Origin of the sequence: Micromonospora sp. WMMC241 (assembly GCF_027460165.1) — a bacterium.
In the GTDB taxonomy this organism is placed as follows: Bacteria; Actinomycetota; Actinomycetes; order Mycobacteriales; family Micromonosporaceae; genus Micromonospora; species Micromonospora humi.
Genome location: NZ_JAPZBF010000001.1, coordinates 5,617,618 through 5,636,472, shown reverse-complemented (window position 1 = coordinate 5,636,472; position 18,855 = coordinate 5,617,618). Strand labels below are relative to the sequence as shown.

15 protein-coding genes are annotated in these 18,855 nt (G+C 73.2%); 7 read left to right on the top strand and 8 right to left on the bottom strand.

The annotated features are described in order from the left end of the window. Positions 1-17 precede the first annotated feature (17 nt). Complete coding sequence (locus tag O7598_RS25375) at positions 18-944, top strand: NAD-dependent epimerase/dehydratase family protein (protein WP_269693772.1); 927 nt, start codon at positions 18-20, stop codon at positions 942-944. Positions 945-960: 16 nt separating this feature from the next. Here the strand turns inward: O7598_RS25375 and O7598_RS25370 are convergent, their stop codons facing one another. Both O7598_RS25370 and glpX read right to left on the bottom strand, forming a co-directional pair. Further along, positions 961-1,947 (bottom strand): DMT family transporter, encoded by a 987-nt coding sequence (locus O7598_RS25370; protein ID WP_269694973.1) that lies wholly within the window; start codon positions 1,945-1,947, stop codon positions 961-963. Between the two features lie 26 nt (positions 1,948-1,973). Continuing rightward, positions 1,974-3,005: a class II fructose-bisphosphatase gene (gene glpX, locus O7598_RS25365; RefSeq protein WP_091060745.1), complete on the bottom strand. Its 1,032-nt coding sequence runs from the start codon at positions 3,003-3,005 to the stop codon at positions 1,974-1,976. Positions 3,006-3,165: 160 nt separating this feature from the next. Between glpX and O7598_RS25360 the strand changes: the two genes are divergently transcribed. Then, positions 3,166-3,855 carry a DUF4245 domain-containing protein gene (locus O7598_RS25360; RefSeq protein WP_269693771.1) on the top strand — a complete coding sequence of 230 codons (690 nt, stop codon included), beginning with the start codon at positions 3,166-3,168 and terminating at the stop codon, positions 3,853-3,855. 90 nt (positions 3,856-3,945) lie between these two features. Continuing rightward, the gene (locus O7598_RS25355) at positions 3,946-4,782 is read left to right on the top strand and encodes a hypothetical protein (RefSeq protein WP_269693770.1); all 837 of its coding nucleotides are present in this window, start codon (positions 3,946-3,948) and stop codon (positions 4,780-4,782) included. A 50-nt stretch (positions 4,783-4,832) separates the two neighbouring features. Here the strand turns inward: O7598_RS25355 and O7598_RS25350 are convergent, their stop codons facing one another. Both O7598_RS25350 and xseA read right to left on the bottom strand, forming a co-directional pair. Beyond that, positions 4,833-5,045 (bottom strand): exodeoxyribonuclease VII small subunit, encoded by a 213-nt coding sequence (locus O7598_RS25350; protein WP_269693769.1) that lies wholly within the window; start codon positions 5,043-5,045, stop codon positions 4,833-4,835. Between the two features lie 13 nt (positions 5,046-5,058). Next, positions 5,059-6,297 carry an exodeoxyribonuclease VII large subunit gene (gene xseA / locus O7598_RS25345; RefSeq protein WP_269693768.1) on the bottom strand — a complete coding sequence of 413 codons (1,239 nt, stop codon included), beginning with the start codon at positions 6,295-6,297 and terminating at the stop codon, positions 5,059-5,061. A 69-nt stretch (positions 6,298-6,366) separates the two neighbouring features. Here xseA and O7598_RS25340 point away from each other — a divergent pair, with 69 nt between their 5' ends. Beyond that, on the top strand, positions 6,367-7,353 hold the full coding sequence (locus O7598_RS25340) for a 4-hydroxy-3-methylbut-2-enyl diphosphate reductase (RefSeq protein ID WP_091060731.1): 987 nt from the start codon (positions 6,367-6,369) through the stop codon (positions 7,351-7,353). 37 nt (positions 7,354-7,390) lie between these two features. After that, entirely contained in the window at positions 7,391-7,795 is a 405-nt protein-coding gene (locus O7598_RS25335) for a hypothetical protein (protein ID WP_269693767.1), read from the top strand. A 61-nt stretch (positions 7,796-7,856) separates the two neighbouring features. Here the strand turns inward: O7598_RS25335 and O7598_RS25330 are convergent, their stop codons facing one another. Then, complete coding sequence (locus tag O7598_RS25330; protein WP_269693766.1) at positions 7,857-11,162, bottom strand: S8 family serine peptidase; 3,306 nt, start codon at positions 11,160-11,162, stop codon at positions 7,857-7,859. A 148-nt stretch (positions 11,163-11,310) separates the two neighbouring features. Then, positions 11,311-12,489 (bottom strand): DNA recombination protein RmuC, encoded by a 1,179-nt coding sequence (locus O7598_RS25325; protein WP_269693765.1) that lies wholly within the window; start codon positions 12,487-12,489, stop codon positions 11,311-11,313. Positions 12,490-12,543: 54 nt separating this feature from the next. Between O7598_RS25325 and O7598_RS25320 the strand changes: the two genes are divergently transcribed. Beyond that, entirely contained in the window at positions 12,544-13,362 is an 819-nt protein-coding gene (locus O7598_RS25320; RefSeq protein ID WP_269693764.1) for a hypothetical protein, read from the top strand. Positions 13,363-13,431: 69 nt separating this feature from the next. Here O7598_RS25320 and ppc read toward each other — a convergent pair whose 3' ends face one another. After that, complete coding sequence (gene ppc, locus O7598_RS25315) at positions 13,432-16,218, bottom strand: phosphoenolpyruvate carboxylase (RefSeq protein WP_269693763.1); 2,787 nt, start codon at positions 16,216-16,218, stop codon at positions 13,432-13,434. A gap of 124 nt (positions 16,219-16,342) precedes the next feature. Next, entirely contained in the window at positions 16,343-17,380 is a 1,038-nt protein-coding gene (locus O7598_RS25310) for a hypothetical protein (protein ID WP_269693762.1), read from the bottom strand. Between the two features lie 68 nt (positions 17,381-17,448). Here O7598_RS25310 and O7598_RS25305 point away from each other — a divergent pair, with 68 nt between their 5' ends. Further along, a complete protein-coding gene (locus tag O7598_RS25305) occupies positions 17,449-18,489 on the top strand; it encodes a S66 family peptidase (protein WP_269693761.1) in 1,041 nt (346 codons plus the stop codon). Positions 18,490-18,855: the final 366 nt, after the last annotated feature.

Here is an 18,855-nt window from a genome sequence, read left to right as displayed (position 1 = left end):
GCGAAGGTGGACCTGCCATGGCCCTGCACGTGATCGTCGGCGCCGGACCCGTCGGCACCGCCACCGCCCGCCTCCTCGCCGAGCGCGGCGAGCGGGTGCGGGTGGTCACCCGACGCGGCACCGGCCCGGAACACCCGGCTGTCGAGCGGATCGCCGCCGACGCCGGCGCCGCCGACCGGCTCACCGCGCTGACCGAGGGCGCGGTCGCGCTCTACAACTGCGCCAACCCCGCCTACCACCGGTGGGCGACGGACTGGCCGCCGCTGGCCGCCGCGCTGCTCACCGCCGCCGAACGCGGCGGCGCGGTGCTCGCCACCGTCGGCAACCTCTACGGCTACGGCCCGGTCGACGCGCCGATGACCGAGGCGACGCCGCTCGCCGCCACCGGCACCAAGGGCCGGGTCCGCAACCGGATGTGGACCGACGCCCTGGCCGCGCACCGCGCCGGTCGGGCCCGGGTCACCGAGGTACGCGGCTCCGACTACATCGGCGTCGGCGGCACGTCGCTGGCCATGATGGTGCTGCCCCGGGTGCTCGCCGGCCAGCGGGTGCTCCTGCCGGTCGCCTGGGACGCCCCGCACACCTGGACGTACGTCCCGGACGTCGCCCGTACCCTGGTCGCCGCCGCGACCGACCCGCGGGCCTGGGGACGGGCCTGGCACGTGCCCAGCACGCCGGCGGTCTCCATGCGGGAGCTGGCCGTGCGGACGGCGACCCGGGCCGGGGCGCCCGCGCCGCGGCTGACCCGGATGCCGTACCCGCTGCTCTGGGCGGCCGGCGTGGTCAACCCGTTCGCCCGGGAACTGCGCGAGACGGCGCACCAGTTCGCCCGGCCGTTCGTGCTGGACTCCACCGCCGCCACCGCCACGCTCGGCATCGACCCGACGCCGCTGGACGAGGTCGTCGACGAGATCGTCACCGGCCTCGCCCCGACCGCGCGTTAGGCGGGGGCGGCCCCGCTCAACGCCTCGTGTTGAGCGGGGCCCCGCCTCTACCGGAAGCGTCAACCGGGGGCCCCGCCTTACCGCCGACCGCGGCGACGAGGACGGCCACCAAGGTCAGCGCGGCACCCAGCAGCGTGCTCACCCCGGGGTGCGACGCCTCGGTCGGCAGCACCACGTCCAGCAGCACCGCGCCGACGATCTGCCCGGCGATCGTGGCGAGGCCCAGCAGCAGCACCCCGGTGAACCGGACCAGCGCGGCGGCCAGCGCGATGAACACGATGCCGATCGGACCGCCGACGTAGAGCCAGGGCTCGCCCGGGAGAACGCCGGCCGGCCGACCCCGCACCGCCACGTCCACCGCGAACGTGGCGAGCAACGCCACCGTGCCGACGGTGAAGTTGACGAGCGTGGCGGTCACCGCGCTGCCGGACGCCGCCCGGACCTGACCGTTCACCGCCTGCTGCCAGGCGATGCCCACGCCGGCGGCGAGCGGCAGCAGGGCCAGGGCCAGCGCACCGGGGTCGCCGAGCCGGTCACCGACGGCCAGCAGCACGGCCAGCACGGTGAGCACCGCGCCGACGAGCCGGTTCGGGGTGACCGGTTGCCGGCCGGTCGGGCCGATGCCCGCGCGGTCGACCAGCAGGCTGCTGCCGGACTGCCCGGCCACCACCGCGACGGTGAAGACGGCCACGCCGAGCGCGCCGATGGTCAACCCCTGCGTCGCCACCAGGAACGCGCCGCACACCCCGCCCAGGCACTGCCACGGGCGCAGCGCGCCGGTGCGCAGGGCGCCGAACAGGGCGGCCAGCCCTCGCCGGCCGCCCGCGGTGGCGGGGACCAGCACCAGCAGGATCAGCAGGCCCAGGCCGAACGAGACCACCGCGGCGGCGATCCCGTCGGCCAGCCGTACGCCCAACTCGCCGTTGATCCGGGACTGGAGTGCCACCAGCACGCCGGAGGCGGTGGCCAGCCCGACGCCGGCGATCCGCCGACCGGTCGACAACGTCGGCGGAGCCGCCGGCCCGGTCGTCACTCCTGCTCGGCCAGCGGGCGCCCGTCGAAGTCGACCGCCGAGTAGAGGGCGAGCTTCTCCAGGCGGTGATACGAGTCGATGACCCGGATCGTGCCGCTCTTGGACCGCATCACGATCGACTGGGTGTACGCCCCACCGGCCCGGTACCGCACGCCGCGCAGCAGGTCACCGGAGGTGACGCCGGTGGCCACGAAGAAGCAGTTGTCGCCGGTCACCAGGTCGTCGGTGAACAGCACCCGGTCCAGGTCGTGCCCGGCGGCCAGCGCCTTCTCCCGCTCCTGGTCGTCCTTCGGCCAGAGCTTCGCCTGCATCACGCCGCCCATGCACTTGAGCGCGCAGGCCGCGGTGATGCCCTCGGGGGTGCCGCCGATGCCCATCAGCACGTCGACGTCCGACTCGCCGCGGGCGGCTGCGATGGCGCCGGCGATGTCACCGTCGGAGATCAGCCGGATGCCGGCTCCGGCCCGCCGGATCTGCTTCACCAGGTCGTCGTGGCGCGACCGGTCCAGCACGCAGACCGTCACGTCCGAGGTGTCGGTGCCCTTGACCTTCGCGATCCGGCGGATGTTCTCGGCCACCCCGGCGTTGATGTCGACCACGTCGGCGTACATCGGGCCGACGGCGAGCTTCTCCATGTAGAAGACGGCGCTCGGGTCGAACATCGCGCCCCGCTCGGCGACCGCGAGCACCGCGAGCGCGTTCGGCATGCCCTTGCTCATCAGGGTGGTGCCGTCGATCGGGTCGACCGCCACGTCCACCTCGGGCCCGGTGCCGTCGCCGACCTCCTCGCCGTTGAAGAGCATCGGGGCGTTGTCCTTCTCGCCCTCGCCGATCACCACCACCCCGCGCATCGGGATCGAGTTGATCAGCTTGCGCATGGCGTCGACGGCGGCGCCGTCACCGCCCTCCTTGTCGCCCCGGCCGACCCAGCGGCCCGCGGCCATGGCCGCGGCCTCGGTGACCCGGACCAGATCGAGGGCGAGATTGCGGTCGAGATCCTGGGGCGTCCGCGTCCTGGTGGTTGTCATGGCGGCCTCCTCCTCGCGACGTTGCGGGGTGGACCGGCGGGAGTTCGGCCGTCGCCGCCGCCGGTTTTGTCGCTGATCCTCACACGATCTCAGGTTCGCCGCCCCGGCGGGGCGGAGGAGGCCAGGATCACCTCACCCGTGCGGCTGCGACAATGGCCGGGTGGAACCCGCACAGCCTGCCGATCGCCAGCCGCTCGACGCCACCCCGCCCGACGGCCAGCCGCCGGTGCGCCCCGACGCCGGCGCGACGCCGCCGGACGGGCCGCCCGCACTGGTCGAGTCGTCCGCGCCGGCCGCCGACGCGGGGGAGCGACCGGCGCCGCCGCCCGGCAAGGAGAAGGCCCGCTCCGAGCGGTCACCGAAGGACATGGTGCTCTCGCTGCTGATCCTGCTGGTGCCGATCGCGCTGCTGATCGCCTTCTACCGGGGCTTCCTCGGGGGTGACTCGCCGGTCACCGTCGACCCGGCGCCCGCGCTGGAGCAGGCCCGATCCGCCAACGCCTTCCCGGTCGCCGCGCCGACCGGGCTGGGCGACGACTGGCGTACGGTCAACGCCCGCTTCCGGACCGAGGCGGACGGCGCGACGCTGCGGATCGGGTACGTGACGCCGGAGGGCCGGGGCGCGCAGTTGGTGGAGAGCAACGTCCCCGCGGAGAAGCTGCTGCCGGCCGAGCTGAGCGACGGGCAGCCGCAGGGCCCGGCCGACCTGCCCGACGGGCTGAGCTGGCAGCGGTACACCGCCCGCGGCAACGAGCAGGCGCTCGTCCTGCTGGAGCCGAACCGCACGGTGCTCGTGGTCGGCGACGCGCGGGAGTCCGAGCTGCGCCGGCTCGCCACCTCGCTGCGCTGACGGCCCACCATCGGGTGACCGGGATTGCGGAACGCCGCTTCAGGGAACAGAAGGGACACGAGCCCGGACGACCCACCTGGAGAGGTTGACGTGAAGATACGACGCTTCAGCGCCACCGCGTTCGCCGCGGCGCTGCTCATTCCCGGCCTGGCGGCCTGCAACGGCGACGGAACCTCCGACGCCTCCGCGACGCCCAGCGCCTCCGGCAGCGTCGCCCCCAGCGCCTCGGCGTCCAACAGCGCGGCCAAGCAGGCGCTGCTCGACTCCACGAACGCGATCCGGGACGGCAACTTCCGGTTCGCCATGACGGGCGCCGGCTCCACCGCCGAGGGGCAGGTGCACGAGCCCAGCCAGAGCGCCGAGATGAAGATGACCATCGGCGACCCGTCGTCGGACCTGATGATGAAGCTGGACCTCATCCACGCCAAGCCGGACAGCTGGGTCAAGCTGGAGCTCGGCGGCACCGCCGCGGCGCAGATCCCCGGCGTGAAGAACATCAACACCGGCAAGTACCAGCACCTCGACCAGAACCGGATCAAGGGCAACCGGTCGCTGGGCTTCGACTTCGAGAAGGTCGACCCGGCCGGCAGCGCCGTGCTCACCCAGGGCGTGACCGAGGTGCGGCAGACCGGCGACGGCGCGTTCGAGGGCACCGTCGACGTGTCGAAGGCCGCCGAGGCGGGCTCGCTCGACCCGGCCGTGATCACCGCGCTCGGGGCGCAGGCCCAGTCGGTGCCGTTCACCGCCAAGGTCGACCCGCAGGGCCGGCTCAGCGAGCTGGTGCTCAAGATCCCGGCCGCCGGGCAGAGTGCCGCCCAGGACGTCAAGATCACCTACTCCGACTACGGCAGCGCCGCCGCGGCGACGAAGCCCCCGGCCGACCAGGTCGTCGAGGCGCCGGCGGAGCTCTACAACCTGTTCAACTGAGCGACCGTTCGTCGACGCACCCCGGAGGCCGTCCGCGCCTCCGGGGTGCGTCACTCCTCGGGGCGCTGCCGGGCGGCGTCGATGCGGGCCCGGGCGCCGTCCAGCCAGCGCTGACAGACGCCGGCCAACTGCTCGCCCCGCTCCCACAGGGCCAGCGACTCCTCCAGCGAGCTGCCGCCCGCCTCCAGCCGCTCCACCACCGACGCCAGCTCGGCGCGGGCCTGCTCGTAACTGAGCTGCTCGTTCTTGGTCGTTTCAGTCATCGGTCCCATTCCCTCAGCCGTCGACGGTGGCGGTCAGCTCGCCCTCGGCGAGGCGTACCCGCAGTGGATCGCCCTTGGCCACCTCGGACGCCGCGCGGACCACGTGGCCGTCGCCGCGCTGCACGATGGCGTAGCCGCGGTCGAGCGTGGCCGCCGGGGAGAGCGCACGCAACCGGGCCAGGGTGTGTCGCAGGTCGTCCTCGGCGGCGGCCAGCCGGTGCTCCAGGCACCGGCCGGCGCGGTCGTGCAGCGCGGTGACCTCGGCGGCCCGCTGGTCGACCATCACCTGCGGCCGGGCCAGGACCGGGCGGGACCGGAGCAGGTCGACCCGGTGCTGCTCGCGGTCGACGAGATGGCGCATGGCCCGTTCCAGGCGGCCCCGGGCCTGACCGATGATGCGGACCTCCTCCGTCAGGTCGGGCACGATCCGCTTCGCCGCGTCGGTGGGCGTGGAGGCGCGCACGTCGGCGACGTAGTCGAGCAGCGGCGCGTCGGTCTCGTGGCCGATCGCGCTGACCACCGGGGTACGGCAGGCGAAGACCGCCCGGCACAGCGCCTCGTCGGAGAAGGGCAGCAGATCCTCCAGGCCGCCACCGCCGCGGGCGACGACGATCACGTCGACCTCCGGGTCGGCATCGAGCACCCTGAGCGCGGCCACGATGTCGGGCACCGCGCCCGGCCCCTGCACCGCCACGTTCACCGTGCGGAACTCGACCGCCGGCCAGCGGCGCCGGGCGTTGGTCAGCACGTCACGCTCGGCCGCCGAGGCCCGGCCGGTGATCAGACCCACCCGGCCGGGCAGGAACGGCAGCCGCCGCTTGCGGGAGCGGTCGAACAGGCCCTCGGCGGCGAGCAGCTTCTTCAGCTTCTCCAGCCGGGCCAGCAGCTCACCGAGGCCGACCTGACGGATCTCGTCGGCCCGCAGGCTGAGCGTGCCCCGCGCGGCGTAGAACTCGGGCTTGGCGTGCAGCACCACCCGGGCGCCCTCGCGCAGCTCCGGGGCGCCCGAGTCGAGCACGTCACGGTTGGTGGTGACGGTCAGGCTGAGGTCGGCCGACGGGTCACGCAGGGTGAGGAAAACCGTGGAGGCGCCGGGGCGACGGCTGATCTGCGCCACCTGCCCGTCGACCCAGACCCAGCCGAGCCGGGCGATCCAGGCGCCGACCTTCTGGCTGACCACCCGGACCGGCCACGGCTCCTCGGACGTGCTCCGGTCCTGCGGCGTGCTCCGCCCCACCTCACCCGCGCTCACCCGGCCCACCCTACGGCCCGGCGCCGACAGCCCGGGGCAGGGCGCTGCCGGCGCACGTACCATGGCAGGGTGACTGACGCTGAGACGACTCCCCGGACCGGCAAGCGCGTGCTCCTGGCCAAGCCCCGCGGCTACTGCGCGGGCGTCGACCGGGCGGTGCAGACCGTCGAGGAGGCGTTGAAGCTCTACGGCGCGCCGATCTACGTCCGCAAGCAGATCGTGCACAACAAGCACGTGGTGCAGACGCTGGAGGCCAAGGGCGCGATCTTCGTGGAGGAGAACGAGGAGGTGCCGGAGGGCGCCACCGTGATCTTCTCCGCCCACGGCGTCGCCCCCGAGGTCTACGCGCAGGCCAAGGAGCGCTCGCTCAAGGCGATCGACGCCACCTGCCCGCTGGTCACCAAGGTGCACCACGAGGCCCGGCGGTTCGCCCAGGAGGACTACGACATCCTGCTGATCGGTCACGAGGGGCACGAGGAGGTCATCGGCACCGCCGGCGAGGCCCCCGCCCACATCCAGCTGGTCGACGGACCGGACAGCGTCGACCAGGTCACCGTCCGTGACCCGGAGAAGGTGGTCTGGCTCTCCCAGACCACGCTGTCGGTCGACGAGACGCTGGAGACGGTGGCCCGGCTCAAGCAGCGGCTGCCGCTGCTCCAGTCGCCGCCCAGCGACGACATCTGCTACGCGACCTCCAACCGCCAGCACGTGGTCAAGGAGATCGCCCCGGAGTGCGACGTGGTGATCGTCGTCGGCTCGCGCAACTCCTCGAACTCGGTCCGGCTGGTCGAGGTGGCGCTGGACGCCGGTGCCCGCGCCGGCCACCTCGTCGACTTCGCCCACGAGATCGACGACGCCTGGCTGGCGGGTGCCCGCACCGTGGGCCTGACCTCCGGCGCGAGCGTGCCGGACGACCTGGTCCAGGAGGTGCTCGCGCACCTGGCCGAGCGGGGCTTCGCCGACGTCGAGGAGATCACCACCGCGGACGAGCGGCTGACCTTCTCGCTTCCGCAGGAGCTCAAGCGCGACATGAAGGCCGCCGCGGCCCGCCGCTGACCGGGAACGGATCAGCCGCCCACCGCGTCCAACCGACATGAAGACTCCTCGGACGGTGTTCGTCGCCCTGCTCGCCGCCGCCGCGCTGACCGCCTGCGCCGGCCCGGGTGACGAGCCCGCCGGCCCCGACCCGACGGGAGCCGCCCCGGTGACCACCCAACCCGAGCCGACGCCCAGCGCGAGCCCGAGCCGCCCGGACCCGACCTGGAAGGGTGGCCCGTCCACGCCGCCGGGGGTCGGCGGCACCACGCTCAGCGGCACCATCCGCGCCGGGGTCGAGCCGAACTGCCTCCTGCTCGACGACCACCTGCTGGTGGGCGGCCCGCGCGACCTGCTCAAGGCCGGCGCCAAGGTGGAGGTCACCGGCCGGCCCGAGCCGGGCATGATGACCACCTGCCAGCAGGGCACCCCGTTCGTGGTGGAGTCCGCCCGCCGCGCCTGACCACAGGCGGAAGCCCGCCTCCCGCGAGGGGAGACGGGCTTCCGTTGTGACGCGGAGCGGTTCAGTTCACCGCGTTGATCTCCACCGAGCCGCGGCCGACGACCGCGCCCTCGACGGTGGTGACGGCCAGGTCACCGAAGAGCTCCCGGCCGGCGGCCGGGGCGCTCAGCGCGGTCACCGAACCGGTCAGGGTCGCGGTGCCGCCGTACGCCAGGAACAGCGGCGTGGCCGGCGCGGAGAGCGAGCCCAGCGCCGGGGACGCGAACGAGTCCCGGTAGTCGTACGCCGTGCCGCCCGCGGCGACCGCGTAGCCCTCGATGACCACCCGGTACGTGGCGGCGACCGGGTTGGTCAGCGTCACGGCCTCCTCGGAGTCACCGTCGGCCGACCGGCCGACCTCGGTGGTGCCGCGGAAGATGTACAGGTCCAGGTCGGCGCCCAGGTCGGAGGTGTTGCCGATCCGGGCCGAGAACGAGGTCGTCCCGGCCGGGATGTCCACCGTGTACTCCTGGGTGGCGCCCTCGGTGATGGTCGGCCGCTCGGCGCGGACGCTGGACAGCGGCCCGCCGACACCGGTCACCCGGACCGGCCCGAACGTGTTGGTCAGGCCCCAGCTCACCGAGGTCGGCGTGCCGGCGGTCACCGACGGCAGCTGGACCACGGCCGGCTCGACCTTCACGCCCTGCACCCGCGTCTGGATCTGGAACGGGTTGTCCAGCGCCGGCGACGTGCGACGCGCCTCCACCTCGATCTCCCAGACACCCGGGATCGGGTTCTGGTAGTCCCGCTCCTGCGGCTTGCAGGCGGCGGCGTCGGAGAAGTTGGTGTAGCAGGCGGTGCTCGCGGTGCTCTCGACCGGGACGCCGTACGGGTTGATGGCGATGAACCGGGTCTGCGAGCCGGTGGCGATGCCGGACAGGTTGACCTGGAGCGCGCCCGCACCCTGCGGAACGGTCACGAAGTACGAGGTGGAGCTGTTCCGGTCGACCGAACCCTCGGCCGAGTAGGAGTACGCCGGAGCGGTCACCGCGTTGGACGCCACCACGACGGCGGCGACCTCGAAGTCGACCACCGAGGTGGTCGGGTCGTCGACGGTCATGATCGCGCCGTGCGCGCCGACGGTCATCGGCTTGGCCTTCACCTTGACCGTGACGGTCTTGTTCAGCGGCAGCCACACCTCCGTGGGGGCGGTGTAGGTGCCGTCGTTGCCACGGAAACCGACCAGGTGCTTGACGCTCTTGTTCGGGCCGCCGGCCCGGGTCAGCTTGACCTCGTAGGTGCGGCTCTCCTTGACCTTCTGCCCACCCCGGTCGGCGGCGCAGCGGTTGTAGATGCCGGTGCCCACGTTCGGGTTCGGCACGAAGGTGCCGGAGTCCCGGTCGTAGCGGGTCAGGTTCGGCGACAGCTCCGTGCAGACCGCGGCCTCGGAGGTGTACGTGCGGGTCTGCACACCCTTGGCCAGCAGCGTCCACGCGCCCGGCACGTTGAACATGCCGTAGCCCTGCGCGTACGTCGGGACGGCCGCGATCGGCTTGGCCGAGGTGTAGACGGCCCGACGCAGCGCGGCCGGGGTGACCCCGGTGCCGGTCGCCTTCGCGGCCGAAAGCAGCAGCGCCGCGGCGCCGGTGGCCTGCGGCGAGGCCATCGAGGTGCCGTTCAGCATCTGGTAGCCCGGGGGCAGCGGGTAGCCCGCCTCGGGCACCGGGTTGCCCGGCTGCCAGGTCGGCGCGGTGGAGATGGCCGAGCCGGGAGCGGAGATGTTCGGCTTGAAACCGCCGTCCTCACGCGGGCCGCGGGAGGAGAAGTTGAACAGCGCGTTCTCCTTGCGGACCACCGAGCCGTAGTTGGCCAGCCACGTGTCCTTGCTGATGTTGGCCGCGACGCTGACCACGTCGGTGGCGACCGACGGGTCGCCGACCGTGTTCAGCCCCGGGCCGGAGTTGCCGGCCGAGATGAAGAGCTGCACGCCGTACGTGTTGATCAGGTCGTTGTAGAGGACGGCCCGCGCGTTCGAGCCGTCGTTCAGCGCCGGCAGGCCGCCGATCGACATGTTCACCACGTCAACCCTGCGGTTGACGACCAGGTCGACCATGCCGGTGGTGAGCGCCGCGGCGGTGCAGCCACCGCCCCAGGAACAGGCCCGGGCGGAGACCAGCTTGGCGCCGGGGGCGGCGCCGTCGAAGGCGCTGTTGCCCAGCATGTCGTTGGCGGCGGTGATGCCGGCGACGTGGGTGCCGTGGGTGCTCTCGATGATGCCGATGTTGACGTAGTCGACCAGGCCGGGGCCGCCGACCGGAGTGGTGTCGACGTTGCGCCGGAACTCGACCACGAACGGGATCTGCTCGCGTACGGCGGTGGCCGGGTTGTCCGTGCCGAAGTGGCCGACCTGGAACTTCTCCTTGTAGGGCCGCATCACCTCGTCGTCGGTGAAGTCGCGGTTCTGGTTGACGTCCACCCGGATGTCGCCGTTGGCCGGGTTGTAGAGGATGCCCCAGGAGTCGGTGGTGTCGCCGTCGCGGTTGACGTCACCGGCCGGGTCGCTGCCCGCGGTGATGGACTCGCGGAAGGTGTTGAACCGGTAGGTGCCGGCCGGCGCGGTCCAGGTGAGGGCCGAGGCGCCGGTGCCGGTGGTGAACGTGGGCCCGCTCACCTCGGTGATCATCGCGCGCCAGGTGGCGTCCTCGAGCGGGTCGGTCGCGGTGACCCAGTCGACGATCTTGCGCTCGCCGGTGGTGGTCCTCTGCAGCGCCGGCTGGTCGAGGTCCACCCCGGAGTCCATGATGCCGATGGTGACTCCGCGGCCGTCCCACGTCGGGTGCGCGGTCTTGAACGCCTCCGCGCCGGTCTCGTTCGTCGGCATGTACGGGTTGACCGCATCGGTGTCCTCGCCGGGGCCGGCCAGCGTCTCGCCCTGCTCGGCAGCCTTGGCGCCGTTCGGGGCGGCCTCCGGCGCCGGGTCGGGGAGCTTGATGGTCTCGTCGAGGTCGACGGCGGCGACGCCCGGCAGCGTGGCGGCCTTGAGCGCCTTCGCCGTCGGCACCTTGGCCAGCACGTAGCCGACCCGGTCGTACCGCTGGCTGACGGTGGCGCCGAGGCCGGCCAGGCCGTCGGCGACCTTCTTGGCCGAGCCCTTCTTCGCCGCGATGATCATCGTGACGGTGGGTGCGTGCTTCGCCTCCGCGGCGTCGAGCAGCTTGGCGTCGTGGGCACCGAGTGCCTTCGCCGCGGTCGGCAGCGAGGGCTGGGGGGTGGCGGGGGCCGCGCTCGCGGTCGCGGCGCCACCTCCGACGGTCATGGCGCCGGCCGCGAGGGCCGAGGCGAAGAGCACGGCGGAGGGACGCCGGCTCCGACTGCGGGGTTGACTCACGTTCTCTTCCTCCAGAGAACAGGGCCCTTCGAGGGGCAGGGCACGTGTGACGCAGATCCTGCGTGTCGCGACGAGTCGTGTCACTACCGGGGATGGGTTTGTGACCACTCCGTGACAGGAATCGGCCGTCATCGTCACGACGGCCGTGTTAAGCGTCGATGTCTGCCGACCGTTCGGCCGATATGGATGGTCCGGTCAGCAGCTCGGGCGCCTGCGGCTGCCGGGTCGCCAGCTCGACCTGCGCCGGGACGGGCAACTCGTCACCGGAGACGCCCAGCTCGGCCAGCTTGCGCGCGCTGACCAGCACCCGGGACTCCAGCGAACCCACCGCCCGGTTGTAGGCCGTCACCGCCCCGCTCAACGAACTGCCCAGCTTGCCCACGTGGTCGCCCAACGTGGACAACCGCGCGTACAGCTCGCGGGCCAGCGAGTGGACGGTGGCTGCGTTGCGCGCCAACGCCTCCTGCCGCCACGAGTAGGCGACCGTGCGCAGCAACGCCACCAGCGTGGCCGGCGTGGCCAGCACCACGTTGCGGGCGAAAGCGTGCTCCAGCAGCGCCGGGTCGCGCTGCAACGCCACGTCGAGGAACGGGTCGGCCGGCACGAACAGCACCACGAAGTCGGGGGTCTGGTCGAACGCGGCCCAGTAGGACTTGGCGGCCAGGCTGTCCACGTGCGCCCGCAGGTGCCGCGCGTGCGCGTCGAGCTGGGTGTCCCGCCCGCGCTCGTCGCGCGCCTCCATCGCGGTCAGATAGGCGTCGAACGGCGCCTTCGCGTCGACCACCACCGAGCGCCCGCCGTGCAGCCGCACCACCAGGTCGGGGCGGACCCCCTGGTGGTCGGTGGCGGCGGTGACCTGCTCGTCGAAGTCGCAGTGCTCCAGCATGCCGGCCGCCTCGACGATCCGCCGGAGCTGGTGCTCGCCCCACCGGCCGCGCACCTGCGGCGCGCGCAACGCGGCCACCAGCTGCTTGGTCTCGGTGCGCAGCTCGCCGGAGACCGTGCTCATCGACCGGACCTGCTCACGCAGCTCGGCGTACGCGTCGACCCGGTCGTGCTCCAGCTCGGCGACGCGCTGTTCGTAACGGCGGAGCGTGTCGTGCAGCGGTGCCACCGCACGGGCCACCGCCTCCTGGGACTGCGCGGTCGCCTCGTAGCTCAGCGCGCGCATGGACTGCTCCAGCCGCCCCTCACCCTCGCGGGTGGCCGCCAGCGTCGCCTCCAGCCGGGCCACGTCGGCCGCGGAGCGCGCCCGGGCCGCCAGCCAGCCGACCGCGCCGCCGGCGGCGAGGCAGAGCACCACCACGGCCAGCGTCGAGAAGCTCATGCCAGAGAGCTTGCCAAACGGGTACGACGTGCGCTCGCTGGGTACGTTCGAGTCATGGAAGTTGCCCTGTGGCTGTTCCTGGTGCTGATGCTCGGAGGTGCGCTGGTGTTCTGGCGGTGGGGAAGCAGGTCCCGGCGGGCGAACGAGCTGGCGGACGCCCGCGCCGAGGCGCAACGCTGGTACGAGCGGCTCGGCGGCCAGCTGATGAACCTGCACGGCGACGAGCCGGCGGTCCGGCAGGCGCTGGCCGACGCCGGCGAGCGCTACAACGCGGCCGGCTCGCAGCTGGAGCAGGCGCGCACCACGCACCAGTTCGCGCTGGCGCGGGAGACCGCCCTGGAGGGGCTGGCGTACATCCGGGCGGCGCGCACGGCGATGGGCATCGACCCGGGCCCGGAGCTGCCGCCGCTCGCGGCCGCCCGGGGCGCCGGCATGCTCACCAAGGAGCGTGAGGTCGCCGTGCAGGGCCAGACGTTCCGGGCCGGTCCGCAGCCGGGGAGCCGGACGCCCTACTACTACCCGGGTGGCCACATGCAGGGCCGGCCGGTGCCCGCCGGCTGGTACTCGACGCCGTGGTGGAAGACCGCGCTGGGCGCGGGCGCCGGGGTGCTCGGCGGCATGCTGATCGCGGACGCGCTCTTCTCGCCCGCGTTCGCCGACCCGGGCTACGGCTACGACTCCGGCTACCAGGACGGGTTCGGCGACGGCCAGGACTACGGCGACCCGGGCGGCAACGACTTCGGCGGCCAGGGCGACTACGCCGGCGGCCAGGGCGACTATTCCGGCGGGGACTTCGGCGGCGGGGGAGACTTCGGCGGCTTCGGCGGCGGCGACTTCGGTGGTGGCGACTTCGGCGGCGGCGGCGACTTCTAGCCGGAGCCAGGCGTTAAAAGGGGCCCCCGCCTATGCAGAATGCGTTAAGCGGGGGCCCCTCCTTACACCTCAGCCGGTGTTGCGCATGCCGGCGGCGATGCCGTTGACGGTGGTCAGCAGCGCCCGCTCCAGCGCCGTGCCGTCGTTCGGGGCGCGCCGGCCGCCCGGAGCGGTCGCCACCGCCCGCCCGGCCGCGCCGGACTCGCGGTACTGCCGCAGCAGCGCCACCTGGAGGTGGTGCAGCGGTTCGAGGTAGGTGTCGCGCACCGCGAGCGTGCGTTGCAGCACGGGCGAGTTCTCCAGCAGCGCCGGCGAGGCGGAGACCGCGAGCACCTCGCGCTTGGTCAGCTCGTACTCCTCCTCGATCTTCGCGAAGATCGGGTGCAGCTTCTTCGGGACCAGGGTCTCCACGTAGCGGCGGGCGATGCTCAGGTCGGTCTTGGTCAGCATCATCTCGACGTTGGACAGGAACGTGCGGAAGAAGTGCCAGTTCCGGTTCATCTCGGCGAGCACGTCGGCCAGGCCCGCCTCCCGCGCGGCGGCCAACCCGGAGCCGACGCCGAACCAGCCCGGCACGATCTGCCGGGTCTGCGTCCAGCCGAACACCCACGGGATGGCCCGCAGGCCGGACAGGCCGGCGCCGGTGTTCGGCCGCTTCGCCGGCCGGGAGCCGATGTTCAGCGCGCCGAGCAGCTCGGTCGGGGTGGACGCCCAGAAGTAGGCCGGCAGGTCCGGGTCCTCGACCAGGGACCGGTAGGACCGGAACGCCGACTCCGACACCACGTCCATCGCCGCGTCCCAGCGCTCCAGCATCTCGGCCGGCTGCCGGGGCGCGGTGTGCAGCAGCGTGGCCTGGAGCACGGCGGCCACGGTCAGCTCCAGGTTCTCCCGGGCCAGCGCCGGCAGCGTGTATTTGTCGGAGATGACCTCGCCCTGCTCGGTCACCTTGATCGCGCCGTCCAGCGTGCCGTAGGGCTGGGCCAGGATCGCCTCGTGGGTGGGGCCGCCGCCGCGGCCGACCGTGCCGCCCCGGCCGTGGAACAACCGCAGGTGCACACCGTGCCGGGCGGCCACGTCGCGCAGCGCGCGCTGGGCCCGGTGGATGGACCACTGGCTGGTGGTGATGCCCGCCTCCTTGTTGGAGTCGGAGTAGCCCAGCATCACCTCCTGCACGTCGCCCCGGGCCGCGACCAGCGCCCGGTAGGCCGGCAGCGACAGCAGCTCGTCGAGCAGCTCCCCGCCGGAGTTCAGCTCGGCCGGGGTCTCCAGCAGCGGCACGATGCCGACCCGGGCCCGCCCGCTCTGCACGTCGACCAGGCCGGCCTCGCGGGCCAGCACGACGGCGGCGAGCACGTCGTCCACGCCCAGCGTCATGGAGATGATGTAGGACTCGATGACCTCGGGGCCGAACCGGTCCTGCGCCTCGCGGATCGCGGAGAACACGTCGAACGTCTTGCGGGCCGACTCGGTGAGCGGGCTGTCCTGGGTGGAGAGCGGCCGGCGGCCGGTCAGCTCGTCGGCGAGCAGCTTGGTGCGCTCCAGCCGGCTCAGCGACGGGTAGTCGGAGACCTCGCCCACCGCCTCGTAGAGCTGCGCCAGCACCTCGTGGTGCTTCTCGGCGTGCTCCCGGATGTCCATGGTGGCCAGGTGCAGCCCGAACGCGGAGAGCGTACGGATGGTGGAGGCCAACCGCCCGACGGCGGTGAGCTGCCCGGAGTTGCGGGCCAGCGAGGCGCGCAGCAGCTCCAGGTCGGCGATCAGCTCGGTGGCGCCCTGGTAGTCGCGGCCCGGCACGTGCGGGGTCCCGGCGCGCAGCCGCTCCCGGGTGTTCGCCAGCTTCGCCTTCACGCACCGGGCCTTGAGCCGGTAGGGCTCCTCGGCGTTGACCCGGCGGAACCGGGGCGCCACCTCGGGCAGCGCGTCCAGGTCCTTGGCCAGGCTGGCGGAGAGGTCGAGCGAGACGGCGCGCAGCCGGCGGGACACGCTGACCTCGCTGATCAGCTGGTCCATCGCCTTTTCGGTGGCCTCGATGCCGTGCTCGTGCTGGATCCGCAGCACCTCGCGGGTGACCGTCGGGGTGACGAACGGGTTGCCGTCGCGGTCGCCGCCGATCCAGGTGCCGAACGTCAGCGGACGGGCCGTCGGCGACGTCTCCACGCCGAGCGTGCGCAGCGTGTCGGCGAGGTCGTCGAGGACCTGCGGGGCGGCCTCGGCGTGCAGGTCGCGAAGGTAGTAGATGGCGTTGCGGGCCTCGTCGGTCGGGTCCGGCCGGTCGAGCCGCAGCTCGTCGGTCTGCCACATCAGGTCGAGCAGCTCGGCGAGGCGGCGGTTGGCCGGGCCCTCGTCGCTGGCGCCGTAGAGGATCGCGTTGGCGGTCTCGGCGTCCAGCTCGTCGGCGACCGCGCGCAGCTTGGACAGGATGGACCGGCGGGCCGCCTCGGTGGGGTGGGCGGTGAAGACCGGGCGGACCGCGAGCCGCCGGGCCGCGGCGGCGATCTCCTCGGCCGGCACGCCGCGCTCGGCGATCATCTTGGCGGCCTGGTCCAGCCAGCCGCCGTGGGTGGCGCGGCGACGACGCAGGTCGCGGGCGCGGTGCACCTGCTCGGTGATGTTCGCCAGGTGGAAGTAGGTGGAGAAGGCGCGGGCCAGCTTCGTGCCGGTGGTGACGTCGAGCCCGGCGAGGCGCTGGGCGGCGGCCGGCGCGTCGGAGCGGACCTGGGCGCGGATCTCCTCGACGAGGTCGAGCAGCGGGCGGCCCTCCTGCCGGGCCAGGGTCTGCCCGAGGAGCGTGCCGAGGCGGCGGATGTCGGCCCGGAGAGCGGCGTCGGGGCCGTCGTGGTCGTGCTGGTCGGTCACGGGTGCGCTCCTTACGCGAGGACGAAGGACAGCGCTGTCCGACTCCCCTGGATGGTATCCGCGTGAGCCCCGACGGCAGGAGGGGGACGGCGTGATGATCTGCACTCTGGGACGCGCCGGCCGGTCACCCCTGGGCGGCGGCGTGCCGTCCCGGAGCGGTCCGCGCGGCCCGTCGACGGGCCCGGAACATCGTCGCGGTGAGCAGCCCGACCAGGCCGGCGACCACCCAGACCAGCAGCCCGGTCAACGCCCACCCGCCGCCGCGCCAGTCGAAGTAGATGGCGGACTTGAGCAGGTCGGTGGCGAGCCCCGGCACGTTCCAGCGGTGCATGCCGCGCAGGAACGCGGGCAGGAACTCGGGCGCGTAGATGCCGCCGGAGCCGGGGTTGCCGAGCACCACCAGCAGCAGGATCACGATGCCGGTGCCGAGCAGCCCGAGCCACGCCTGCACCGCCGCCGCGACCATGCCGGCCGCGAACGCGGCAAGCGCGCCGACCACCGCGATGGTGCCCACGTCGTGCGGGAACACGTCCAGCACCGGCCCGACCAGCACCGCGCCGATGAGGCCGAGCAGAATGGAGTGCACCGCGAGCGTGGCGGTCCGCAACCCGGCCTGGCGCAGTCCGCGCGGGCTGGTGCCGAGCGAGATGCCGAGCGCGGTGGAGGCCAGGTAGCCGCCGAGCACCACGCCGACCGCCAGGTAGAACGGGACCAGGCCGCGCGGGTCGCCGCCGGAGACCGGCACCTCGTCGGTGACCTGGAGCGGCACGCCGGCCTGCCGGGCGGCCTCGGTGAACACGTCGGTGACGAGTTCGGTGGCGGCGGGCGCACCGGCGCTGGCCGTGGTCAGGGTGAGGCCGCCGCCGGGGGCGGAGCCGAGCACCGCGTACACCGACCGGTCGTTGAGGCCGTCGACGGCGCGGGCCCGGCTGTCGTACTCGACAGGTTTGACGGTGTCGGTACGGGCGCGGACGGCCGACATCACGGTCTGGGCCGGCTGGTCGCTGGTGACCACGGCGACCGGCACGTCCTTCGGGTCCGGCTTGTGCAGCGCGCCGACGTAGGCGGCGATGAACGCGCTGGCCAGCGCGAGGGTGCCGAGCACCAGCGCCGCCGTGCGGGGCAGCCAGTCCCGGGTCCGCAGCTCCGGCTCGTCGTCCACGGGCCCAGCCTATTGCCGGCATGTGCCCGAATTGTGGGGTTTCTTGTAGGTGCCGTTAGTGTCGGATCATGACGCCGCCGCGATACCCGACCAAGCCGCGACCGGGCAACCGGGTCGCGGTCGTCTCACCCTCCGCCGGCCTGCCGGGTCTCTTCCCCCACGTGTACGAGCTGGGCCTGCGCCGGCTCCGCGACGAGCTGGGGCTGGAACCGGTGGAGTATCCGACCACCCGGGTGATGGGCGCCGACCCCCGGGACCGGGCCCGCGACCTGACCGCCGCGTTCGCCGACCCGACGATCACCGCGGTGCTCGCCACCGTCGGCGGGGACGACCTGATCACGGTCACCCCGTTCCTCGACGACGAGGTGCTGCGGGCCAACCCGAAGCCCTACTTCGGCTACTCCGACAACACCAACGTGCTCAACCACCTGCACCGGCTGGGGATCGTGGCATACCACGGCGGCTCGGTGCTGGTGCACCTCGGCCGGCCCGGCCGGCCGCACCCGCTCACGTTCGACTCGCTGCGGGCTGCGCTGTTCACCTCCGACTGGTACGACCTGGCCCCGGCCACCGAGTGGGGCGACGAGACGCTCGACTGGCGGGACCCGGCGACGCTGGCCGAGGACCCGCCGATGGTCCCGGGCGAGGGCTGGCGCTGGCACGGGCCGGCCCGGGTGGTCACGGGTCGCACCTGGGGCGGCAACCTGGAGATCCTGCACTGGCTGGCCGCCGCCGACCGGGTGCCGTCCGCCGCCGAACTGGCCGGCTCGGTGCTGCTCGTGGAGACCTCGGAGGAGATGCCGCCGGCGGAGGAGGTCTTCCGGATCCTGCGGAACCTGGGCGAGCGCGGGCTGCTCGCCGGCTTCCCGGCGATCGTGGTCGGCCGCCCCAAGGCGTGGAACTTCGACCGTCCGCTCTCCGTCGCCGAGCGGACGGCGTGGGGCGAGGAGCAGCGGGCGGCGGTCCTGCGGGCGATCGGCCCGTACGCCGACGACCCGGTGGTGGTCTTCGACGTCGACCTCGGTCACACCGACCCGCAGTTGATCATCCCGTACGGCGGGGAGATCCGGGTCGACGCGGTCGAGCGCCGGATCGCGGTGCGCTACTGACCCCGCACGGGCACACCCTCACCCGGCGCGCCCTCGACCGGTCCCCGGGCCTTGAGCCAGTCGACGGCGGAGCGCACCACCTGGCGGGAGACGTCGAACTCGGCGCCCGAGGGCAGCTTCGCGCCGGCGGATACTCGCCTGACTCGATGCGCTCGGTCGACGTGTCGAGGAGGCGTTGCTTCTCGGGTGTAAGCAGGCATGGGCCGACCCGTGGCGACGAGGGCGTCGTCGGTGCGCTTCGTCGATCTTGGGCTTGTGGTGCCAGGGAATGCCGGAGTTGCCAGATTTCTGAGGTGCCAAAACTCCTAGATCCACGCCGTCGGCCAAGATCTTGGAGCGAAATGGTCCCTGGAGGGGCGCTTAGCT